The organism is Pseudarthrobacter sp., from assembly GCF_036675385.1.
GTDB lineage: Bacteria > Actinomycetota > Actinomycetes > Actinomycetales > Micrococcaceae > Arthrobacter.
The window spans coordinates 32291-49547 of the sequence record NZ_JAKFFD010000009.1; the positions used below are offsets into that span (position 1 = coordinate 32291).

Here is a 17257-nt window from a genome sequence, read left to right on the forward strand (position 1 = left end):
AGCCAAGCCGGATCTACGGATCCCCTAATGCTCGAAGGCGAGTACAACATGGTTACAAAGACTCCCGCGGTGGCGGGCAAAATATGGTTCCGGGCCGGAGTTGCCGGAATGGCGTCCTACCTGGACGCGGCTGCAATTGTCTCTACTGGAACGGCTTTGGTCCTGTTCAAAGGACCCCTTGCACTGACGCCGACGTCGATCGGGGTGTTGTCTTCGCTGCTGACGCTCTCCATCGCCGCGGGATCAATTGTGGGCGGTACTCTCGGGGACCGTTTTGGCCGTAGGCGTGTATTCACCACAACGATGGTTCTGCTGGTAATTGGCGCGGCGGTTATGGCTTCAGCATCCAGCGAATCGCTGCTCTATCTGGGGGTGGTGCTGCTGGGCCTGGCCGCAGGCGCTGATTTGCCGGTGTCGCTGGCACTGATCGCTGAGATCGCTCCTCAGGGTGCCCGCGGCAAGCTCGTCGCGTTCAGCCAAGTCTTCTGGTACCTTGGCCTGATTGCAGCCCAGACCATGGGCCTGCTTGTTGGCGGTTTGGGCGAAACGGGCGCTCGTCTGCTCTACGGACACATTGTCCTCATGGGTGTTGTTGTGCTGTTGTTCCGGCTTCGGATCCCGGAGTCCCGTCAGTGGATTGATGCGCGCGACGAGCTCAAGGCCGACACCCGCGTGACGCGGAAGACTCCCGCAGCCTTCCGGGTGCTCTTCAAGAAGCCCCTACTTACCTCGATCGTCGCACTGACGCTGTTCTACTCAACCTTCAATATTGCGGCCAACACGAAGGGCCAGTTCGGCATCTACATGTATGTCACCGTCGCTGGAGCCAGCGTTCAGACGGCCTCCGCGATTTCGCTGGTCCTGCTTTTCGTCGCCATCTCGTTTGCGATCCTCTTCGTTCGACTTGTTGATGGCCCGCACCGTCTCCGCTTGTTCCTTCTGGGCATCTTCTTCTCTGCTCTCCAATTCGCCATCCCGGCAATCCTGGGCGTGACCGTCTGGACTTTGGCCTTTGGATACGCCTTCGGGACCATCGGACTTGCCTTCGCATTCGAGGGAATCCTCAAGGTCTGGACCCAGGAATCATTCCCGACTCTACTTAGGAGCACCGCGCAAGGAGCCATTGTCGCTGTAGCCCGCGTCGTCGCTGCAGCTGCCGCCCTCTTCACTCCGAGCCTGCTTGCCGTGAGCCCCACCGCACTCCTTGCGGCCCTCTCAGGCCTCGTTATCATTGCCGGCGGGTTCGGTCTCTGGGCCTCACGGCTGCCGAAAGCAGGACTGGCTGAAGCCGCGGACTCCACCTCGAACCAGGCTGCCTACACCCACCCCCAGCAGTAGCAGCTGCTCATCCACGCGGCACCTAAGAGCGCTGGACCCGCCACGTTCGGCAAGATCGGCTGGCGGCCCCCAGACCCGTTTACCAAACAGGAGAACCACCATGGCACGCACCGGCGCTGCAACCCTGACCGGAGCCCCAGGGAACCTACTGGAAAATTATCCGTGGGCCCGTCAATGGCAAGGGGAATGGATCGGTCCGCGGCCAGTGGCTTCCACAAAGGACCGGATGGCAACGGGTGCCCGCAACGCCCCCTTCTCCCGGCATCTCTACCGGTCCACCCTGACCATCGACTCCCTTCCCGAAACAGCCCCGCTGCGCCTTACCGCGGACTCCCGTTACGTCCTGTACGTCAACGGTGAAGAAGTCGGCCGGGGACCGGTCCGCTCCCAGCCAAGAAAACTGCACTACGACACCTACGACGTCGCCAGCCTCCTGCGGGAAGGGAGCAATCAGGTGGTTGTGCTGGTGACCTACTTCGGTTCAGCCAATTCCTTTTGGCAACCAGCGGTAGGCACCGGCAACTTCGGTTCCGTTGGTGTTCTGGCCCTCGAAATGCAACTGGGACATCGCTGGTTCGTCAGCGGTGATGACTGGGAGGTCGAGCCTGCGACAGCTTGGTCGGAACCACCCCGCAAGGGCTTTGCGGGAGGCGTCCCAGTCGAGGTCTTCGACGCCCGCCTCCTGGAACCTGAGTGGAAGGAGGGAACCGCCGGAAACTGGAGTGCAGCGCACGTCCAGCCCGTCGTGCACCTCTCGGGCCTGGGTGCTACCAGGCCACCTACTGACCCGTTCGGCGCACTGCTCCCCCGCCCAATAGGCGCCTGCGGCGGCGAAGAAGTGGCACCTGTTGCAGCTTCTATCGGCAACAGCATGCCTCCGGCCGCAATGGCGGAGGACCCCATAGACAATGTCCGGACCCACTGGCACGGCCTGACATCCACCATGGGCCCGGCCCAACCCGGGGAAGTCAGCTTTGTCGCGACCGGCCCGGCAACCCGCGCCGCCTCTTTCGACTTCGGCCGCATCGTTGCTGGGCACACGGCGTTCACCCTCGACGCACCATCCGGCACGACAATCGACATCCTTTACCGTGAGGCAGCCGACACAACACCCGAAGCAGCCGGACACCACGCGCCAAGGACCGGGGCCAGGTATATAGCGCGCGGCATCGGAGACACTTTCGTCGCGCAGGAGATCAACGGGCTTCGCTGGATCAGCATGATCATCACCGTTCCCGCAGCAGGCACAGTCCGGCTCAGCGAGCTTCGGGTACGTGAGTACCTGTCCCAGCCAACAGGTAACTCATACTTCCGATCAAGTGACCCCGAACTGGACAAGCTCTATTTGGCGGGCGTCCGGACCGTTGCGCTCAATTCCCTCGATGCCTACGTTGACTGCCCCACCAGGGAGCAACGTTCATGGGTCGGCGACGCGGTGGTACACCAGATGGTAAACCTCACCACCTCCGATGATTGGCGGCTGCCGCATTGGTATATCGAACTCGCCAATTCACCCCGTCCAGACGGCATTCTGCCGATGAGCGTTGTCGGGGATCTAGAACACGGCCAAGGCTTTACCATCCCAGAGTGGTCCCTCTACTGGATCCACGGCCTGCACAATATCTACCGCTACTCCGCAGACCGGGCAACGCTGACAGCGGCCACTCCAACGGCCCGCCGCATTCTGGAGTGGTTTGTTCCGTACCTGACAGACGCCGGAGTGCTGGCCAACCTACCCGAGTGGACCCTGACTGACTGGTCAAGCATCTTCCTCAATGGCAAAAGCTCCATACACACAGCTTTTTGGGCGGCCGAATTACGGGAATATGCTGAAATCGCAGAATTCCTCGGCAATGCGGGGGAAGCGTCTTGGGCCCATGCCATGCATGCCAAGATACGCGCCGGCTACGAGGCCTTCTGGGACGAAAAACGTGGAACCTACATTGACCACATCGTGGACGAAGAGCCCCAACCTGCGGCGTCGCAAATCGCTGGAGCCCTCGCCATCATCAGCGGCCTTGCCCCCTCTCACCGAACTGCCCGGATCATTGACTGGATAAGCGACCCAGCGCGTCACGTCACCAGGTCCTGGATAGGAGGCAACGGCACCTACGACGAGGAGAAGATCGCCCGGCAGATCAAAGGCGACCGGCAGGTTGACTGGAACCCTGAAACCCAGTCAGTGGTGGCACAGCCGTTCGCGTCCTTCCTCGTGCACGACGCTTACGCTGAAGCGGGACGACCCGATCTCGTACTAGGCAGCATCCGCCGCTGGTCAACTTTTCTGCAGGACGGATGGGATACCTTCGGCGAATGCTGGGGCTGGGGAACACCAGCACACGGCTGGAGCTCAACGCCCACACGCGACCTGATACAACACATTGCTGGAGTGAACCCAGCTGAACCGGGCTTCACCCGCGCCAAGATCTCTCCCGCATACGGTGCCATCGACCGTCTGGAGGCAAGCACGCCCACCCCATACGGGAACATCGAAATTTCGGTAGCGGACAATCACGCGATCGTGACCAGTCCAGTTCCCTTTACTCTGTTCGATGTCGATGGCAGGGCAACCAACTACCCGCCCGGACAGGCGTAAACCTCCGAGGCCGTTCGTAGTAGGGATGGGACAAATTGGTCGGTGGTCATCGAAGGACGGTTCCAGAAGCGTGCCATTTGTGGTGGCAATGACATGGGTGTCGACCCCACGACAAACGGGTGGGAATACGCAAACATGGTCATAGCGGTTCTGGCACCTTCCTCATTCCGCGGACATCGTCAGGACGCTATGGGCCGGTACCAGTCCGTGCGAGATCCACCGTCTAGGGTTGATGGCATAAACGCTTGTGAGGACTGTTGTGGCGCTGGGGCCGCTGCTCATGGTGAGCTGGCCGTGCCGTCCAGCCAGCGGAGGGCTTCAGGCAGGATCGCGGTGGTCGGGGATCGAAGCAATTGCCCTCCGGCCCTGGTCCGGGCGCCCGTTCAGAATAATGGTTCCCGATTCGGCCACGGTCATGCGCTGGCGGTTGACGACGGCGTCAGTTGCGACAAGTTCGGCGACGGACCCAACCCCGTGCCCGCGGTCGTCGTACTTCACCGGGGGGTAACCGAACGTCATTCCTATACAAAACGCCTGGCACTCCTGAACGTGATTCCGGAACAACGTAGGGACGGTTCACACCGCCGGAAATACGGAAAGACACGGGACATCCCGCGAATCAACGTTACCCGGTCGATGTCGCCGGCCGCGTAAACGCTCCGCAATTCGTAGGGTAGGCTCCCTGGATCCCTTCGGGACTGGGTTCACCCCCGGCATCCGCCTACACCAGCAACTGGATGACGGACGGCGGGGCAATAACCAAGGCACGGACAATCCCGCGCTGCCTGGCTCCCGTCTCCACCTCGGAACGAACCCCCTTGATGTAATCCTGCCGCCCAGTTTCCGACGCGCCCGCGCCGGCTTGGTCTCCATAGGTGCAGCTTCCCGGGCTGGTGGCGATCGTCGCATGCCGAAATGAGCTGTGCTTCCGGTCGAGATACACCCCAACCTGACGTCCATCCCACTCGGACGGGTGTCAGAATAGGATCTGAAATGGCGTTTCCGGACATGCCTTTTGGAAAGTCATAGGTTTCATCCTGACAGCTTCGGCAGGGGTGACTACGGCGGCAGGTCAAGGAATCCGGTATGCGAGGGTTACCACGCTGGACCAGAATGAACAGCGCAAGCTCGGCGGCCAAGCCTTGGATTGGATTTTCAGCGACAAGGCTTCCGGCATCTGTACCCTCAGGCCTCAATTGGCCGAACTGCTGCGCTCCGGTCGTGATGCAGACATCGTCGCGTTGGGCGAACTTCGTGTTTGGCAGGCGGAACCAGGAGCCAAGTCAAATGCCCGGGGGCCTCTCTGATCAGCCTCAGGATCGTGCAATATCCACATAGCCTGCCCGCCCATTGACCCCGGTGCCCGGAGGGGCTGGAATGGAAGGAGCAACCCGGAATCCTGGGCCGGGCCTGACGCGGGGAGGTGCCGCAGTGCCGGCATTTGCAGAATCCGTCCTGTTTGGAGCATTGCAGCTGAGTTTCTGGGGTGCAGTGCTGGTGTGCGCGGTGGCTGCCACCGTCCTGGCTGTCCGCCGGCATTCGACGCCGGACCCTGCCGTCCGCGCTCCGGACCCCGTGTTCTGGGATGTGTTTATGGGCTCTGCCGTGGCGCTTCCGGCCATCCTTATTCCCACGCTCGCGTCACCGTGGTTTGGGGTGGTCCTCGCCGCGCTGGGCGCAGGGGCGGGCGTGGCCACCTACCGGGGCAGCCCCCAGATCCTGGCGTGGCAGGAACGCCGCCGGCAGCTGCGGCTGGACCGGCCCGTAAACACCGCGGCGCAGGCCGAACATGACGCACTCCTGGCCCGGTGGAGCCGCTACGAACTGGACCCTGCCAGCTGCATCGACTACCCCGCCATGACGGATGTCCGGCTGCCCGAAACGTCCGCGCTGATCCGCGCCATGAAAGAGGCAGAGCAGCTGCGGGCCGTGCCGCACCAAGGGTACGCTCCCGCCGTCGTCCGCTTTGGCGCTGCCCTTGCCGCGGCGGAACGTGCTGCCGGGATCCCCGCCGGAATCACCGCCGTCGGACATTAACTGCTGTGTCGCCGCCGCTGGAGTCCGGCCGCGGGGCGCCGTAGCATCCGAGGATGGAACCCACAGAAGCGGAAGTCCGTGACCAGTTCGGCAGGCGCCTGGAGGATAAGGGGGCCTGGCGGCAGGCCATCACCCTGGAAGCTGCCGGGGAACTGACGGCGCGGTGGCTGGAGGGCCATAGCGAATACCAGGCCGCTACCTTTACGGTCCGCTACGACGACGAAACAGAACCGATCGCCACCGAGCTTGCCGCCCTCAACAGGAAGGGGCTGTTCACCAAGGAGTCCCAGCCCGGCCTGCGGACCGGCAGTTCCGCCCAGCGGCAGTACGTCACCGGCTTCTGCAGTGCAGAGGCGGCGGTGGAACTCCTGGCCCTCTCCACCCGGTCCGAGCTGGTGACGGTGGCGCATGCCCCGGGCGAGGCCAGCAGCGCCGCCATCCCGGTAACGCTCGACGGCGGCGAGGTAGTAACGGTCCTTGGCTCCAGCGAGACTCCGGTGCAGGAAGAGCAGATCCAGGACTGGGCGGAGGAAACCAACGAAACGCTGGCGCTCCTGCTCGCCGACTCCTGGTATGTGGAAATCCTGGATCCCGTCTGGGGCCGCAATGACGTGCTGCTCCCGGCCGTCCTCGCAGCGCTGACAGTGGCGCCGTAGCCCGCAGCATTTACGTGTCGGAGGTACCGGCCTTCACCGCCAGCACCGGCCGGTCCGCTTGCATCAGGATCCGTTGCGCGTGGCTGCCCAGGATGAACTTGCCCACCTGCGTGCGGTGGCGGAGGCCGATGACGATCAGTGACGCATCAACCTCCCGGGCGAATTCCAGGAATTCGTCAGCAAGATCGTTTAGGTACGGGGGCTGGATGACGGTAGCCTTCACGCCAGCTTCGGTGGCCCGCTGGGCTGCCTGTGCGAGGACGTCGTCGGGTGCCACTGACTTGTCCACCAGCGCGCCTTCCCGCGCAGAATTGACGATCACCAGGTCCTCGCTGCGGAGCTTGGCTTCGGCGATGCCTGCCGTCAGCGCGGCTTCTCCTGCGGGTGTGGGGACGAATCCGACAACGATGCTCATACCTTCTCCTTGATTTCTGATGTTGACGGGCCCACCGGAACGGAGGCCTTGCGCTTGGCTGCGGCACCGCGGATAACCGGCAGCACGGCTACCAGGACGAACACCACCAGCAGGGTGGCCGAGATGGGGCGGCCGAAGAAGCCGGTCGGGTCTCCGCCGAAGACCAGCAGCGAGCGGCGCATGGAGCTTTCCAGCAGTTCGCCGAGCACAAATGCGAGTACCAGGGGACCTGGTTCAAAGCCGAACTTCTTCATGAGGTAGCCGACGATGCCGAAGACAACCACCAGGGTGACATCGAACATGCTGTTGTTGATGGTGTACGCACCCAGCAGAGTGATCAGGGCCGTGACAGGCGCCAGGATGGCTGCCCGGACGCGGAGGATCTTCACGAAGATTCCCACCAGCGGCAGGCTCATGATCAGCAGCAGGATGTTGCCGATGTACATGGAGTTCACCACGCCCCAGAAGAGCTCGGGGTTCTGCTCCACCAGCTGCGGGCCTGGGGTGACGCCCTGGATCAGCAGCGCGCCGAACATCAGGGCCATGGTGGCGTTGGCGGGGATCCCGAGCGTCAGCAGCGGGATAAAGGACGAAGTGGCGGCGGCGTTGTTGGCAGTTTCCGGTCCCGCCACACCCTCGGGGGCGCCCTTGCCGAAGCGCTCCGGCTGCTTGGCGCGCTTCTTTTCCATGGCGTAGGAGGCCATCGAGGCGATGGTCGCACCGCCACCGGGAAGGATGCCCAGGAAGAATCCGAGCACCGACCCGCGGCCGATCGCGCCGGAGGCCTGCTTCAGGTCCTTCCTGGAGGGCCAAACATTGGCAACCTTCGACGGCGCCTTCGCGGCCCGGTGCCGTTCCTCCAGGTTGTAGAGGATCTCACCGAGTCCGAAAAGACCCATGGCGATCGGCACAAAATCGATGCCGTCTGCGAGTTGCAGGCTGCCGAAGGTAAAGCGGCTTTCACCGGTAAAGATGTCCCTGCCGACGGTTGCCAGCAGGAGGCCGAGGGCCGCGGCGATGAGCGCCTTGGCTTTTGATCCGTTGCTGATGGTGGCCACCAGGAGGATGCCGAGCATGGCCAGCGCGGTGTATTCCGGCGGACCGAAGTCCAGCGCGAAGCTCGCCACAATGGGGGCCAGGAACGTCAGGCCGATGATCGAGGCAGTGCCGCCGATGAAGGAGCCGATGGCCGCCAGGCCCAACGCGGTACCGGCTTTGCCCTGCTTGGCCATCTGGTAACCGTCGAAGACGGTGACAACAGAGGACGCTTCGCCGGGGAGCCGGAGCAGCACTGACGTGATGGTGCCGCCGTACTGGGCGCCGTAGAAGATGCCGGCGAGCATGATGATGGCCGTGACGGGCTCAACGTTGTAGGTGAGCGGAAGCAAAATGGCGATGGTTGCCGCGGGCCCCAGTCCGGGCAGCACACCGATCAGCATGCCGATCACGACGCCGATCAGGCAGTAAAGGAGGTTTGTCGGCTCCAGGACAACGGCAAATCCGTTGATGACGGGATTTAGAAAATCCACGGGGGTCTCCTAGAAGAGGTGGGGGATGGAGGTTTGGAGCGCGAGGACGAAGATGGCGTAGAAGGAAATCACGACGGCGGCACTGACCACCAGCGTGGAGCGCCACGTTTCGCCTCCCAGGAAGCGCATCCAGATGATGCACAGCGCCAGGGCTGGCAGCTCAAAACCTATGAGCGGCATCAGCGCAACCATGGCGGCGAGGGTCACCAGGCCGGTCAGCGGTGCACCGGACATACGGGTGAACTTCTCCGCATCCCGGTTGTGCCGGCCGGCGATCAGCTGGAACAGCCCGAGAGCCACCATGACGCAGCTGATGATGAACGGCCACAGGCCGGGCTGCGGCTTGTCAGGAGTCCCCACTCCCATCAGGATGGCCAGGACGGCCGCTCCGGCCCCCACACCAAGGACCACCAGTGAGGATGCCGCGTTGGCCAGGGCACCTGCTGCCGGAGGCTTTTCTTCTTCCCATTGCGCCGCAAGCTGTTCCGGCGTCAGGTCGTCCAGTTCGCCGGCAGACTCCGTGGACGTTCCTGTCACAGGAGTCACTTATTTCCGCCAAGGCTGATGTCATACTTCTCCACCAGTTCCTTGTATTTCGCCGCGTAAGCCTTCCAGTCGGTGGCCACTTCCGCACCGGAGATCTCCTTGGGCGTCAGCATGTTCTTCTTGTTGAACTCCTTGTAGGCGTCCGACTTGAAGGCCTCCTTGAACGCGGCCTGCAGCTTGTCCTTGACCTCCTGCGGGGTGCCCTTCGGAGCGGCGATGGCGCGGTACTGCGCCACCGGAACGTCGTAGCCTGCTTCCTTCGCCGTCGGGGTGTCCGGCAGGAACGTGTTGCGCTCTTCGGAGAAGACCAGGAGCGGGGCCACCTTTCCGGCCGCGATCTGCGGCATTGCTTCACCGAGCTGGATGGTGGCGAGCTCCACCTGGTTGCCCAGTGCGGCCGTCAATGCGGGCTTACCGCTGTCAAACGGGATGTCGGTACCTTTGACGTTGGCCTGTTTGAAGAGCACGGTCTGTGCAAGCTGGCTGCCGGTGCCGACACCCGTGGTACCGAAGGTCACGTTCCGGCCGGCATCGGTCACATCCTTGAAGGTCTTGAAACCGGACCCGGGACTTGCCACCAGGACGTAGTCGTCCTGGGACAGGCCGGCAATGATGTCCAGGTCGTCAATGTTGACCGCTTCGCCAGCTGAGACTGCCAGCGGCGTAATGGTTATCAGGGATGCGTTCAGCAGGACGAGCTCCTGCCCATCGGCGGGCATGCCGGCCACTTCCTTGGTTGCCAGGGCGCCGTTTGCACCCGGCTTATTGACCACGGGCATCGGCTGGCCAAGGGTTTTGGAGGCGCCTTCGGCGAGGGCGCGGGCAATCAGGTCCGTGCTGCCGCCAGCGGCCTGACCTACCGAGAGATTGACGGGGCCCGATGGGTATTTGGATGAATCGGCTCCGGCGCTGCCTGCGACGTTGCCGCAGGCGGTCAGTGCCAGCAGCGCAACGGCAGAGGCCGCTCCCAGGATCGTGCGGCGTGTGGGGAAGTGCATCATTGGAACTCCTCGTAGAGATTCGGGCGAGGCCCGATCGTCGCTGTGAACCGAATCACTTCTGGCTCGCTCAACGACTATAGGGAGACGTTATGATGCATGTCTAAGCCCAAAAATGCATGGGGTGATACCTGAAAGGCATCATGTTCACTTTTGACCAACTCGCCGGATTCATCGCGGTCGCGGAGGAACTCCACTTCGGACGTGCGGCGGAAAAGCTGAATATGACCCAACCGCCGCTCAGCCGCCAGATCCAGAAGCTGGAGAAGAGCATCGGCACGGAACTGCTGGAGCGCGACAACCGCAAAGTGCAGCTCACCCCGGCCGGGAGCGCTTTCCTGGACGAAGCCAAGCGGCTGATGGCCCTGGCCAACCGCGCACCGGTGACAGCCCGCCGGATCGCCACCGGCCGCTCGGGCGTGCTGCGCGTGGGCTTCACCGCCGCCAGCGGGTTCAGCATCCTGGGGCCGCTCTTGGAAGAGATCGCGTCCATTCTTCCCGAGGTGGACATTGACCTCCAGGAGCTAGTGACCGGGGAACAGATCCAGGGCCTGTTGACCGGCGAGCTCGACCTGGGCTTGGCCCGGCCGCCCTTCGACAGGGAAATCTTCGATTCGCACCTGCTGTACAAAGAGTCCATGGTGCTGGCCGTGCCAACAGGCCACCGTTTGGCGGACCTGTCCCGCCCCGTGGAGGACGAAGACATCGGGGACGAACCGCTCATCATGCATTCACCGACGCAGGCCGCTTACTTCTACGACCTGGTCATCCGCATGCACTCCATCAACCACGGGAACGTCCTGCACACCGTGAGCCAGATCCTCACCATGGTCTCCCTGGTCGCGGCCAAGCGGGGTGTGGCTTTTGTCCCCCATTCAGCCACGCTCCTGGCGATCAAAGGGGTCGAATTCCTACCGCTCGCCGGCCCCAGCAGCGACGACCCTGTTGAGCTACATGCCATCTGGAAACGCAAGGTGGCCAACCCGGCGTTGCGGCGGCTCCTGCAGGACCTGGAGTTCCGCGCCGGGTAGGGCGGACGCCGTTTCCTGCTCCGCACCGAGGGCGATGCGGGTTAAGAATTCACTGTCCCGGATGACGTTCTCCGGAAGGTCCGCTTCCACGAACTCCAGCATGAGGTCCGTGGACCCTCCCCTGTCCCGGAGGATCTCCGCCACTGAACTCCACAGCTGCCTACGGTCCGCGAGTGGCAGCCGTTCACGTCCGGGCCACCAGGAAAAGCAATGGATGCCTACGACGTGATCCAGTACCTGACGCAACGAGTCGACGGCCTGCTCGTCGGTAAGTCCGACGGCGGGCTGCCAGTATGTTCCGACGTTGGGCCGGCCCACGCGTACCAATAACTCCAGGGTGGTTTCCGCCGAGTCAGTCAGCGTTCCGCCGTGGTATTCGAAGGCGATTTCCAGTCCATACGCCGTTGCAAGCCCGGAGATCCGCTGCGCGTCCGCGACCACCGCATCCCAGACCTGCGAGCTGGCGTCCAGTGACGCCGATTCCCCCGCCCAGACCCTGATCCGCGGAGCTCCCAGGGCTGACGCCAAAGCCGCGACAGCGCCGAAGTCACCCCGGCTCCCCACACGGTAGTAGGAACCGAGGGACAGTACTTTGAGGCCGGCTGCCGCGGTCGCCTGCTTGGCCCGGAGTGCGGCTGCCGCATCGGGGACGTGCGCTTGGCTGCTCCACTCGATGCCGGCGAGGCGGGCCGCGGAAACGACGCCCACAACGTCCTCGATGCTGCTGTTCCGCAACGTCACCGAGCAAATGCCCGGTGTCAGGACACTCATGCCATGCCGTCCAGCGTCTCCCGGCTGATTGAATGCTCCGGCGCCCTGCCCTGCGCCAGGCGTTCCACCTCCGTCACGGCGAGGTCGCCCATCCGGGCGAGCTCGTTGCCCAGGGAGCCGGCGATATGGGGCGTCAGAATTACATTGGGCATCCCGTACAGCTCATCGCCGTCCGGCAGCGGTTCAGGTGCTGTGACGTCAAGGACGGCGCTGAGCCGGCCGCTGCGCAGCTCGGTACGCAGCGCGGCGTGATCCACCAGGACGCCACGAGCCGTGTTAATGAATGTGCTTCCGTCCTGCATTTGCGCGAGTTCTGCCGCGCCGATCATCCCGAGGGTCGAAGGCAGCACGGGAGCGTGCAGTGAGACCACCTTGCTGCTGTGCATCAGCTGCTTCAGGGTCACCAGTTCGACACCCAGGCGTGCGGCCTCGGATGGCGAGACAGTCGGATCCGACAGCAGGACACGCAGCCCGTGCGACTTCAGGCGTTCCATCACCAGGCGCCCGATCCGGGAGGCACCAATGATGCCCACAGTGTTTCCGTTATTGCCCACATCCTGCCGCAGGACCTCCTTCCGGTAGCCGGACTGCCGTGCGCGTTGCCCGGCCTGGAAGGCGAAGGCGTCCTTTCCGGCGAGGAGTATGAAGGCCAGAGCATATTCCGCCACCGGGACCGCATTGGCGTGCGCCGCCGTGGTGACTGTCAGTCCGCGGTCCCAGGCCACTGGTGCCACATGGTTCTTGACCGTTCCTGCGGCATGCGCCACGAGGCGCAAGCCGGGAGACAGGTCCAGGACGGACGCATCGATCCTGGGGCTGCCCCACCCCGTAATCAGCGCTGTGGTCCCGGCCAACACCTCCCGCGCCCGGGGAGTCGTGAAGTCGGTCAGCACATCTGTGCTGACAACGTCCGCAACCGCCCGGAGGCGGGCGAAACCTTCAGCATTGATGAGGCCGTCCCTGAGCTCATTGGAGCCCATGGCGAAGGCCACACGGGGCCGCAACTGACGCTCGCCGTCGTCGTCCGTCCGGCGGTTCATCCTTTCAGCCCTGCGCTTGCCATGCCTTCAACAAACCGCTTCTGCGCAAAGATGAACAGGATGATCATCGGCAAGGTGGCAAGTGCCGTCCCGGCCATAAGGTACGGCCACAGGACGTCGGACTGATCCTGGGAGAAGATCGCGAGGCCAAGCTGGAGCGGCCTGATTTCGTCAGTGTTGGTGATCATGAGGGGCCAGAGGAATGCATTCCAGGCTCCTTCGACCTGAAAGACGAAAATGGTGACCAACGCGGGCTTGATCAATGGTGTCATTACCTTCAGGAAGATCCCGAACTCCCCCACGCCGTCCATACGGGCCGCATCGGCCAGTTCTGACGGAAGCGAAACGTAGAACTGCCGGGCCAGGAACGTGTACATCGGGCCGGCCGCAAGCGGGATGATGAGACCCCACCAGGAATCCAGCCAGCCCGTGCCGCCTTGGCCAAGAATGTCATTGCCGCCGAACAGCGGCATGCTTTTCACGATCAGGAACAACGGGACCAGGATGATCTGGAACGGAACCATCAGCAGCACGATGAAGTAGTTCAGCAGCGATTTGGCCCCGCGAAGGGGGAGCTTGGCCAGGGCGTAACCGGCCATGGTGCAGACGGCCAGGGTCACAGCTGTCTCACCGATGGCGATGATAAAGCTGTTGCGGAAGTAGTTCAGGAACGGGGCGATTTTCATCGCTTCCGCGAAGTTCTCCCAGTGGTACTCGTTGGGCAGCCAAGTGAAGACACCCACTTCGTTGGGAGCCTTGAGCGCGGTCAGTACCATCCAGATGAACGGCGCGAGCATCAGCAACGAGCCCACCGTCAAGGCCGCATACAGGGCAATCCTGCCGGGTTTGATTCGTGCGGTTCTATTCACTCTTATCAGATCCTTGAAGCTTCCGGCCCACAATGATGAACACGCTGATCAGGAGGATCATGACCACCGTTTCGGCTGAGGCATAGCCGAGCCGCATCCCTTGGAACGCATTATTGTAGATGTCCAGCACCAGGACGTTAGTGGAGATCCCGGGACCTCCCCTGGTCATGACGTAGACGAGGTCATAGACCTGGAAGGTGCCCACAATCGAAGTGATCAGGACAAAGAACTGGGCAGGAGCCAGGGCTGGCCACTTCACATGCCTGAAGGTCTGCCAAGGGTTGGCGCCGTCCAATTCCGCGGCTTCCACGAGTTCCCGGGAAACACCCTGCAGGGCGGCTAAGTAGATGATCATTTTGGCGCCAAGCCCCTGCCAGATCCCCACCAACATGAGGGAGGGCAGTGCTGTGTCGGGGCTGTTGAGGAACGGCTGCGGACCGAAGCCGAAGAAGCTCAGCGCACCGTTGGCCAGGCCTGCCCCGGGGTTGTAGATCCACAGCCATACGGTGGCAACCGCCACCGTGGCGGTCACCGTGGGGATGTAGAAGGCAGTCCGGAAGAACGCCATGCCGCGAAGCTTCTGGTTGAGCCCCAGTGCGATGACCAGCGCCAGGCCCATGGAGATCGGCACCACCACGATGGCGTACAGAACAGTGTTCACAAAGGCGGTCTTGAAGTTCTGGTCACCCATCAGCTCGACGAAGTTATCAAAACCAACCCACGCCCATTCGCCGCTGAAGCTGTAGTCGGTCATGCTTAAAAACAGTGCAGCGACGGTGGGTACAGAGATAAACACCGTGGAGTGCAGCAGCGCCGGAGTCAGCAGGAACCAGCCGGCCCACACCTGCTTCCGTGTGACGGAGCGCCGCTTCGGGCGGCCGCCGCGCCGTTTGGCGGCCGCGGGTTTCCGCGGGCCTGCCGGCGCCACGGTTGGGGACTCCGACGCCGGCGCCGGCGTCATGGTTGCTCGGTTGGTCATTTTGAAAGCGCCGCCAGGGACGACAGGACTTCCTCTGCCGGACGCTTGCCGAGCAGGGCTTCGTCGAGGCCGGAGTTGAAGGACTTACGCACTTCCAGCCAGTTCGAGGCTCCGCCTTCGTAGGCCGCGTGCGAGAGGTTTTCCGCGACGAACTTGCTCAGCGGGTTGGACTGGGCCTGCCCTGTTTTCGCGGTGTCCTTGGTAGCCGGGATCTTCGAATTGAGCTTGGCCTGGGCGTTGTTGGCCTCCGGCTTGATGAGGGATTCGATGAAAGTCCAGGCAGCCTTTGCATTCTTGGTCTTGGCACCGATCGAGGCAATGTCGCCGCCCACGAACTCGGCCTTGGTGCCGCTGTCCAGCAGGAAGAAGCTGAGGTCGTCACAGTTGGCCTGGCCGATGCCCTTGTCGCTGCAGTCGACGGCGCCACCCACCATGCCGATGGGAGCCTCATTCGTGTAGACCAGGGGCTTCTTTGCAGAGTTCATCTGGCCGAACGTCTGGACGTTGTTGATCATGCTTTTCATCCATTCGAGCGTCTCCACGCCTTCAGCGTTGTTGAAGTTCGGCTTGCCGTCCACGAACAGGGGCGTGCCTGTCGAAGCCAGGAAGGTGGTGAACGTCTGCCGGTAGGCCCCGGACGCTGCCCAGAAGTCGAAGCCGGGACGGGTGATCGCGCCGGAGGCATCGCGCTTGGTCAGTTTCTCGGCTGCTTTTTTCAGCTCCGCCATGCTGGTCGGCGGCTTTTCGGGGTCCAGGCCGGCTTCGATAAAGGCGCTCTTACGGAAAGCCACTGCGCGGGCATCAGCGATCAGCGGGTAGCCGTATACCTTCTCATCGTGGGTGACGGCCGGGACCATCGCCTCCGCTGTCTTGGAGCTGATGTCCTCCTTGGTAACCCCCACATCCGCGAGATCCTTGAAGACCTTCTTGGCGGCGAACGGCTGGATCCAACCTATCCCCGTGACCAGGACGTCATAGCCGGATCCGGAGGCGATCGAAGTGGAGATCTTCTCATTCATGGTGTCGTACGTGACGAAGTCCGGTTCGATGGTCATCTTCGGGTAGGTCTTGTTGAAGTCGTCAACGACCTTCTGGAATTCCGCCTTGCCTTCGTTGGAAAGGGGGTACGTGGGGATCATGATCCGCAGCGATCCGGTAGCCGTCGCGGGGTCGTCCGTGGATGAGCTCGGCGCACTGCCAGAGCCGCACGCCGCCAACGCAAGCCCGAGGCCGACGGACATCGCCATGACCTTCAAAGCGTTCTTCTTCATGAGTTGTCTCCCTTGACTGTGATGCGCCGCACAGGGGCCAGCGCCTCCTAAGAAGGTAGATCGAAACAACCCTTCATTCAATCGTTTCGTGCATGATCGAACATTATCGGTCAGATGGAATTTCCCTTGCTCCGCAGGATTCGCGGATGTGCAACGTAGGCAGCAGGGAGAGGTGGGACACCGGGCCCGCAATCGTGGAGCCATAGCCGATGCTGCGCATGAGCTGCTCGAGGGCAAGGGAACCCACGGCATGCTTGGGGGGCGATACTGCCGTCAGTGGGACAGGCGCCATGCTCGCGGTGACGTCGTCATAGGCCACCACGGCAATATCCTCCGGTATCCGGAGTCCCCGCTGGAAGGCGAGCTCAACCAGGAGGGCGGCGGCCATGTCGTTGTGAACAAAGAATGCCCGTGTCCCGTTGGCCAGGCAGCGGTCAAGGAGCTGGTCCAACTCAGCCGGCACACCGTCTCCGCCCACCCGCCCCAGCTGGACAACTTCCGGCTGATCCGTCAGACCGAGAATCTCCCGGGCGTCCCGGCAACCGAGTTCGAGCCAGTACGAGGTAGGCGTTGCGGACATGGCGACCGCTATGGACCGGTGGCCCAGTCCGTAGAGGTGCCGCAAGGCCAGGACAGCACCGGCCCTGTGATCCGTCCGGACGTGATCCATTTCCCGCTTGAGGCTTGGGCTGCCGAACGCCCGCTCCATCAGCACCGTAGGAACACTGATGTCCTCCACCCAGGCTGCGGCCCCAGGATCGGAGTCACCGGCCGCAGTGGCCAAGAGGATACCCTCCACCCCGAGAGCGATCATTCGGCGCACGCGGTCCTGTTCGACGGCACCGTAGTCGGAGACCCCGAGGACCAAACGGACACCGAAACGCTCCGCCGCCGATTCGGCCCCGCGGATGACTTCGCTGAAGTAATACATGCTGCTCGGCACCACGATACCCACCAGTTTCTGGCCGGGACTGCCGGGCTGTTCCTGTCCGCGACGGACAGCGCCGCCATGGATGCGGCTCAGCATCCCGGCAGAGTGGAGGCCATTGAGATCCCGCCGGATAGTGACCTCCGCGACGTTGAGTTCCCGGGCCAAGTCCACGGCGCGCACGCGGCCGTAGAGGCGGATGTGCTCAAGTATGAGCTTCTGGCGTTCCTCTGCGAGCATGGCATGCTTCCTT

General features: G+C 62.9%; 16 protein-coding genes. 5 read left to right on the top strand and 11 right to left on the bottom strand.

The genetic code is table 11. The features are described 5' to 3' along the window. Positions 1-48 precede the first annotated feature (48 nt). On the top strand, positions 49-1338 hold the full coding sequence (locus V6M49_RS01010) for an MFS transporter (protein WP_332759538.1): 1290 nt from the start codon (positions 49-51) through the stop codon (positions 1336-1338). A 205-nt stretch (positions 1339-1543) separates the two neighbouring features. Beyond that, the gene (locus V6M49_RS01015; RefSeq protein WP_332759539.1) at positions 1544-3934 is read left to right on the top strand and encodes an alpha-L-rhamnosidase-related protein; all 2391 of its coding nucleotides are present in this window, start codon (positions 1544-1546) and stop codon (positions 3932-3934) included. A gap of 318 nt (positions 3935-4252) precedes the next feature. Here V6M49_RS01015 and V6M49_RS01020 read toward each other — a convergent pair whose 3' ends face one another. After that, positions 4253-4453: a hypothetical protein gene (locus V6M49_RS01020; RefSeq protein ID WP_332759540.1), complete on the bottom strand. Its 201-nt coding sequence runs from the start codon at positions 4451-4453 to the stop codon at positions 4253-4255. Positions 4454-5365: 912 nt separating this feature from the next. On the opposite strand from V6M49_RS01020, the gene V6M49_RS01025 reads away from it, so the two are divergent. Both V6M49_RS01025 and V6M49_RS01030 read left to right on the top strand, forming a co-directional pair. Then, positions 5366-5971: a hypothetical protein gene (locus V6M49_RS01025; protein ID WP_332759542.1), complete on the top strand. Its 606-nt coding sequence runs from the start codon at positions 5366-5368 to the stop codon at positions 5969-5971. Between the two features lie 53 nt (positions 5972-6024). After that, a complete protein-coding gene (locus V6M49_RS01030; protein ID WP_332759544.1) occupies positions 6025-6627 on the top strand; it encodes a DUF6919 domain-containing protein in 603 nt (200 codons plus the stop codon). A 10-nt stretch (positions 6628-6637) separates the two neighbouring features. Here V6M49_RS01030 and V6M49_RS01035 read toward each other — a convergent pair whose 3' ends face one another. Genes V6M49_RS01035 through V6M49_RS01050 form a run of 4 tightly spaced genes read right to left on the bottom strand, consistent with a single transcriptional unit; the run spans position 6638 to position 10118 of the window. Then, positions 6638-7042 (bottom strand): universal stress protein, encoded by a 405-nt coding sequence (locus V6M49_RS01035; RefSeq protein ID WP_332759545.1) that lies wholly within the window; start codon positions 7040-7042, stop codon positions 6638-6640. Then, the gene (locus V6M49_RS01040; RefSeq protein WP_332759546.1) at positions 7039-8571 is read right to left on the bottom strand and encodes a tripartite tricarboxylate transporter permease; all 1533 of its coding nucleotides are present in this window, start codon (positions 8569-8571) and stop codon (positions 7039-7041) included. The genes V6M49_RS01035 and V6M49_RS01040 overlap by 4 nt, the downstream gene beginning before the upstream one ends. Before the next feature lie 9 nt (positions 8572-8580). Beyond that, positions 8581-9117: a tripartite tricarboxylate transporter TctB family protein gene (locus V6M49_RS01045; RefSeq protein ID WP_332759548.1), complete on the bottom strand. Its 537-nt coding sequence runs from the start codon at positions 9115-9117 to the stop codon at positions 8581-8583. Next, complete coding sequence (locus V6M49_RS01050; RefSeq protein WP_332759550.1) at positions 9114-10118, bottom strand: tripartite tricarboxylate transporter substrate binding protein; 1005 nt, start codon at positions 10116-10118, stop codon at positions 9114-9116. Before V6M49_RS01050 ends, V6M49_RS01045 begins: the two co-directional genes overlap by 4 nt. A gap of 140 nt (positions 10119-10258) precedes the next feature. Between V6M49_RS01050 and V6M49_RS01055 the strand changes: the two genes are divergently transcribed. After that, positions 10259-11146 (top strand): LysR family transcriptional regulator, encoded by an 888-nt coding sequence (locus tag V6M49_RS01055; RefSeq protein WP_332759552.1) that lies wholly within the window; start codon positions 10259-10261, stop codon positions 11144-11146. On the opposite strand, the gene V6M49_RS01060 is transcribed toward V6M49_RS01055, so the two are convergent. The 6 genes from V6M49_RS01060 to V6M49_RS01085 form a co-directional block, all read right to left on the bottom strand. Then, complete coding sequence (locus V6M49_RS01060; protein ID WP_332759553.1) at positions 11066-11917, bottom strand: sugar phosphate isomerase/epimerase family protein; 852 nt, start codon at positions 11915-11917, stop codon at positions 11066-11068. The two genes, V6M49_RS01055 and V6M49_RS01060, sit on opposite strands and share 81 nt — an antisense overlap. After that, positions 11914-12957 carry a hydroxyacid dehydrogenase gene (locus V6M49_RS01065; protein WP_332759554.1) on the bottom strand — a complete coding sequence of 348 codons (1044 nt, stop codon included), beginning with the start codon at positions 12955-12957 and terminating at the stop codon, positions 11914-11916. The genes V6M49_RS01060 and V6M49_RS01065 overlap by 4 nt, the downstream gene beginning before the upstream one ends. Further along, positions 12954-13826: a carbohydrate ABC transporter permease gene (locus V6M49_RS01070; RefSeq protein WP_332759555.1), complete on the bottom strand. Its 873-nt coding sequence runs from the start codon at positions 13824-13826 to the stop codon at positions 12954-12956. Before V6M49_RS01070 ends, V6M49_RS01065 begins: the two co-directional genes overlap by 4 nt. After that, the gene (locus V6M49_RS01075; protein WP_332759557.1) at positions 13819-14805 is read right to left on the bottom strand and encodes a carbohydrate ABC transporter permease; all 987 of its coding nucleotides are present in this window, start codon (positions 14803-14805) and stop codon (positions 13819-13821) included. Before V6M49_RS01075 ends, V6M49_RS01070 begins: the two co-directional genes overlap by 8 nt. Beyond that, positions 14802-16076: an extracellular solute-binding protein gene (locus V6M49_RS01080; protein WP_332759558.1), complete on the bottom strand. Its 1275-nt coding sequence runs from the start codon at positions 16074-16076 to the stop codon at positions 14802-14804. The genes V6M49_RS01075 and V6M49_RS01080 overlap by 4 nt, the downstream gene beginning before the upstream one ends. A gap of 103 nt (positions 16077-16179) precedes the next feature. Continuing rightward, the gene (locus V6M49_RS01085; protein WP_332759560.1) at positions 16180-17244 is read right to left on the bottom strand and encodes a substrate-binding domain-containing protein; all 1065 of its coding nucleotides are present in this window, start codon (positions 17242-17244) and stop codon (positions 16180-16182) included. Positions 17245-17257: the final 13 nt, after the last annotated feature.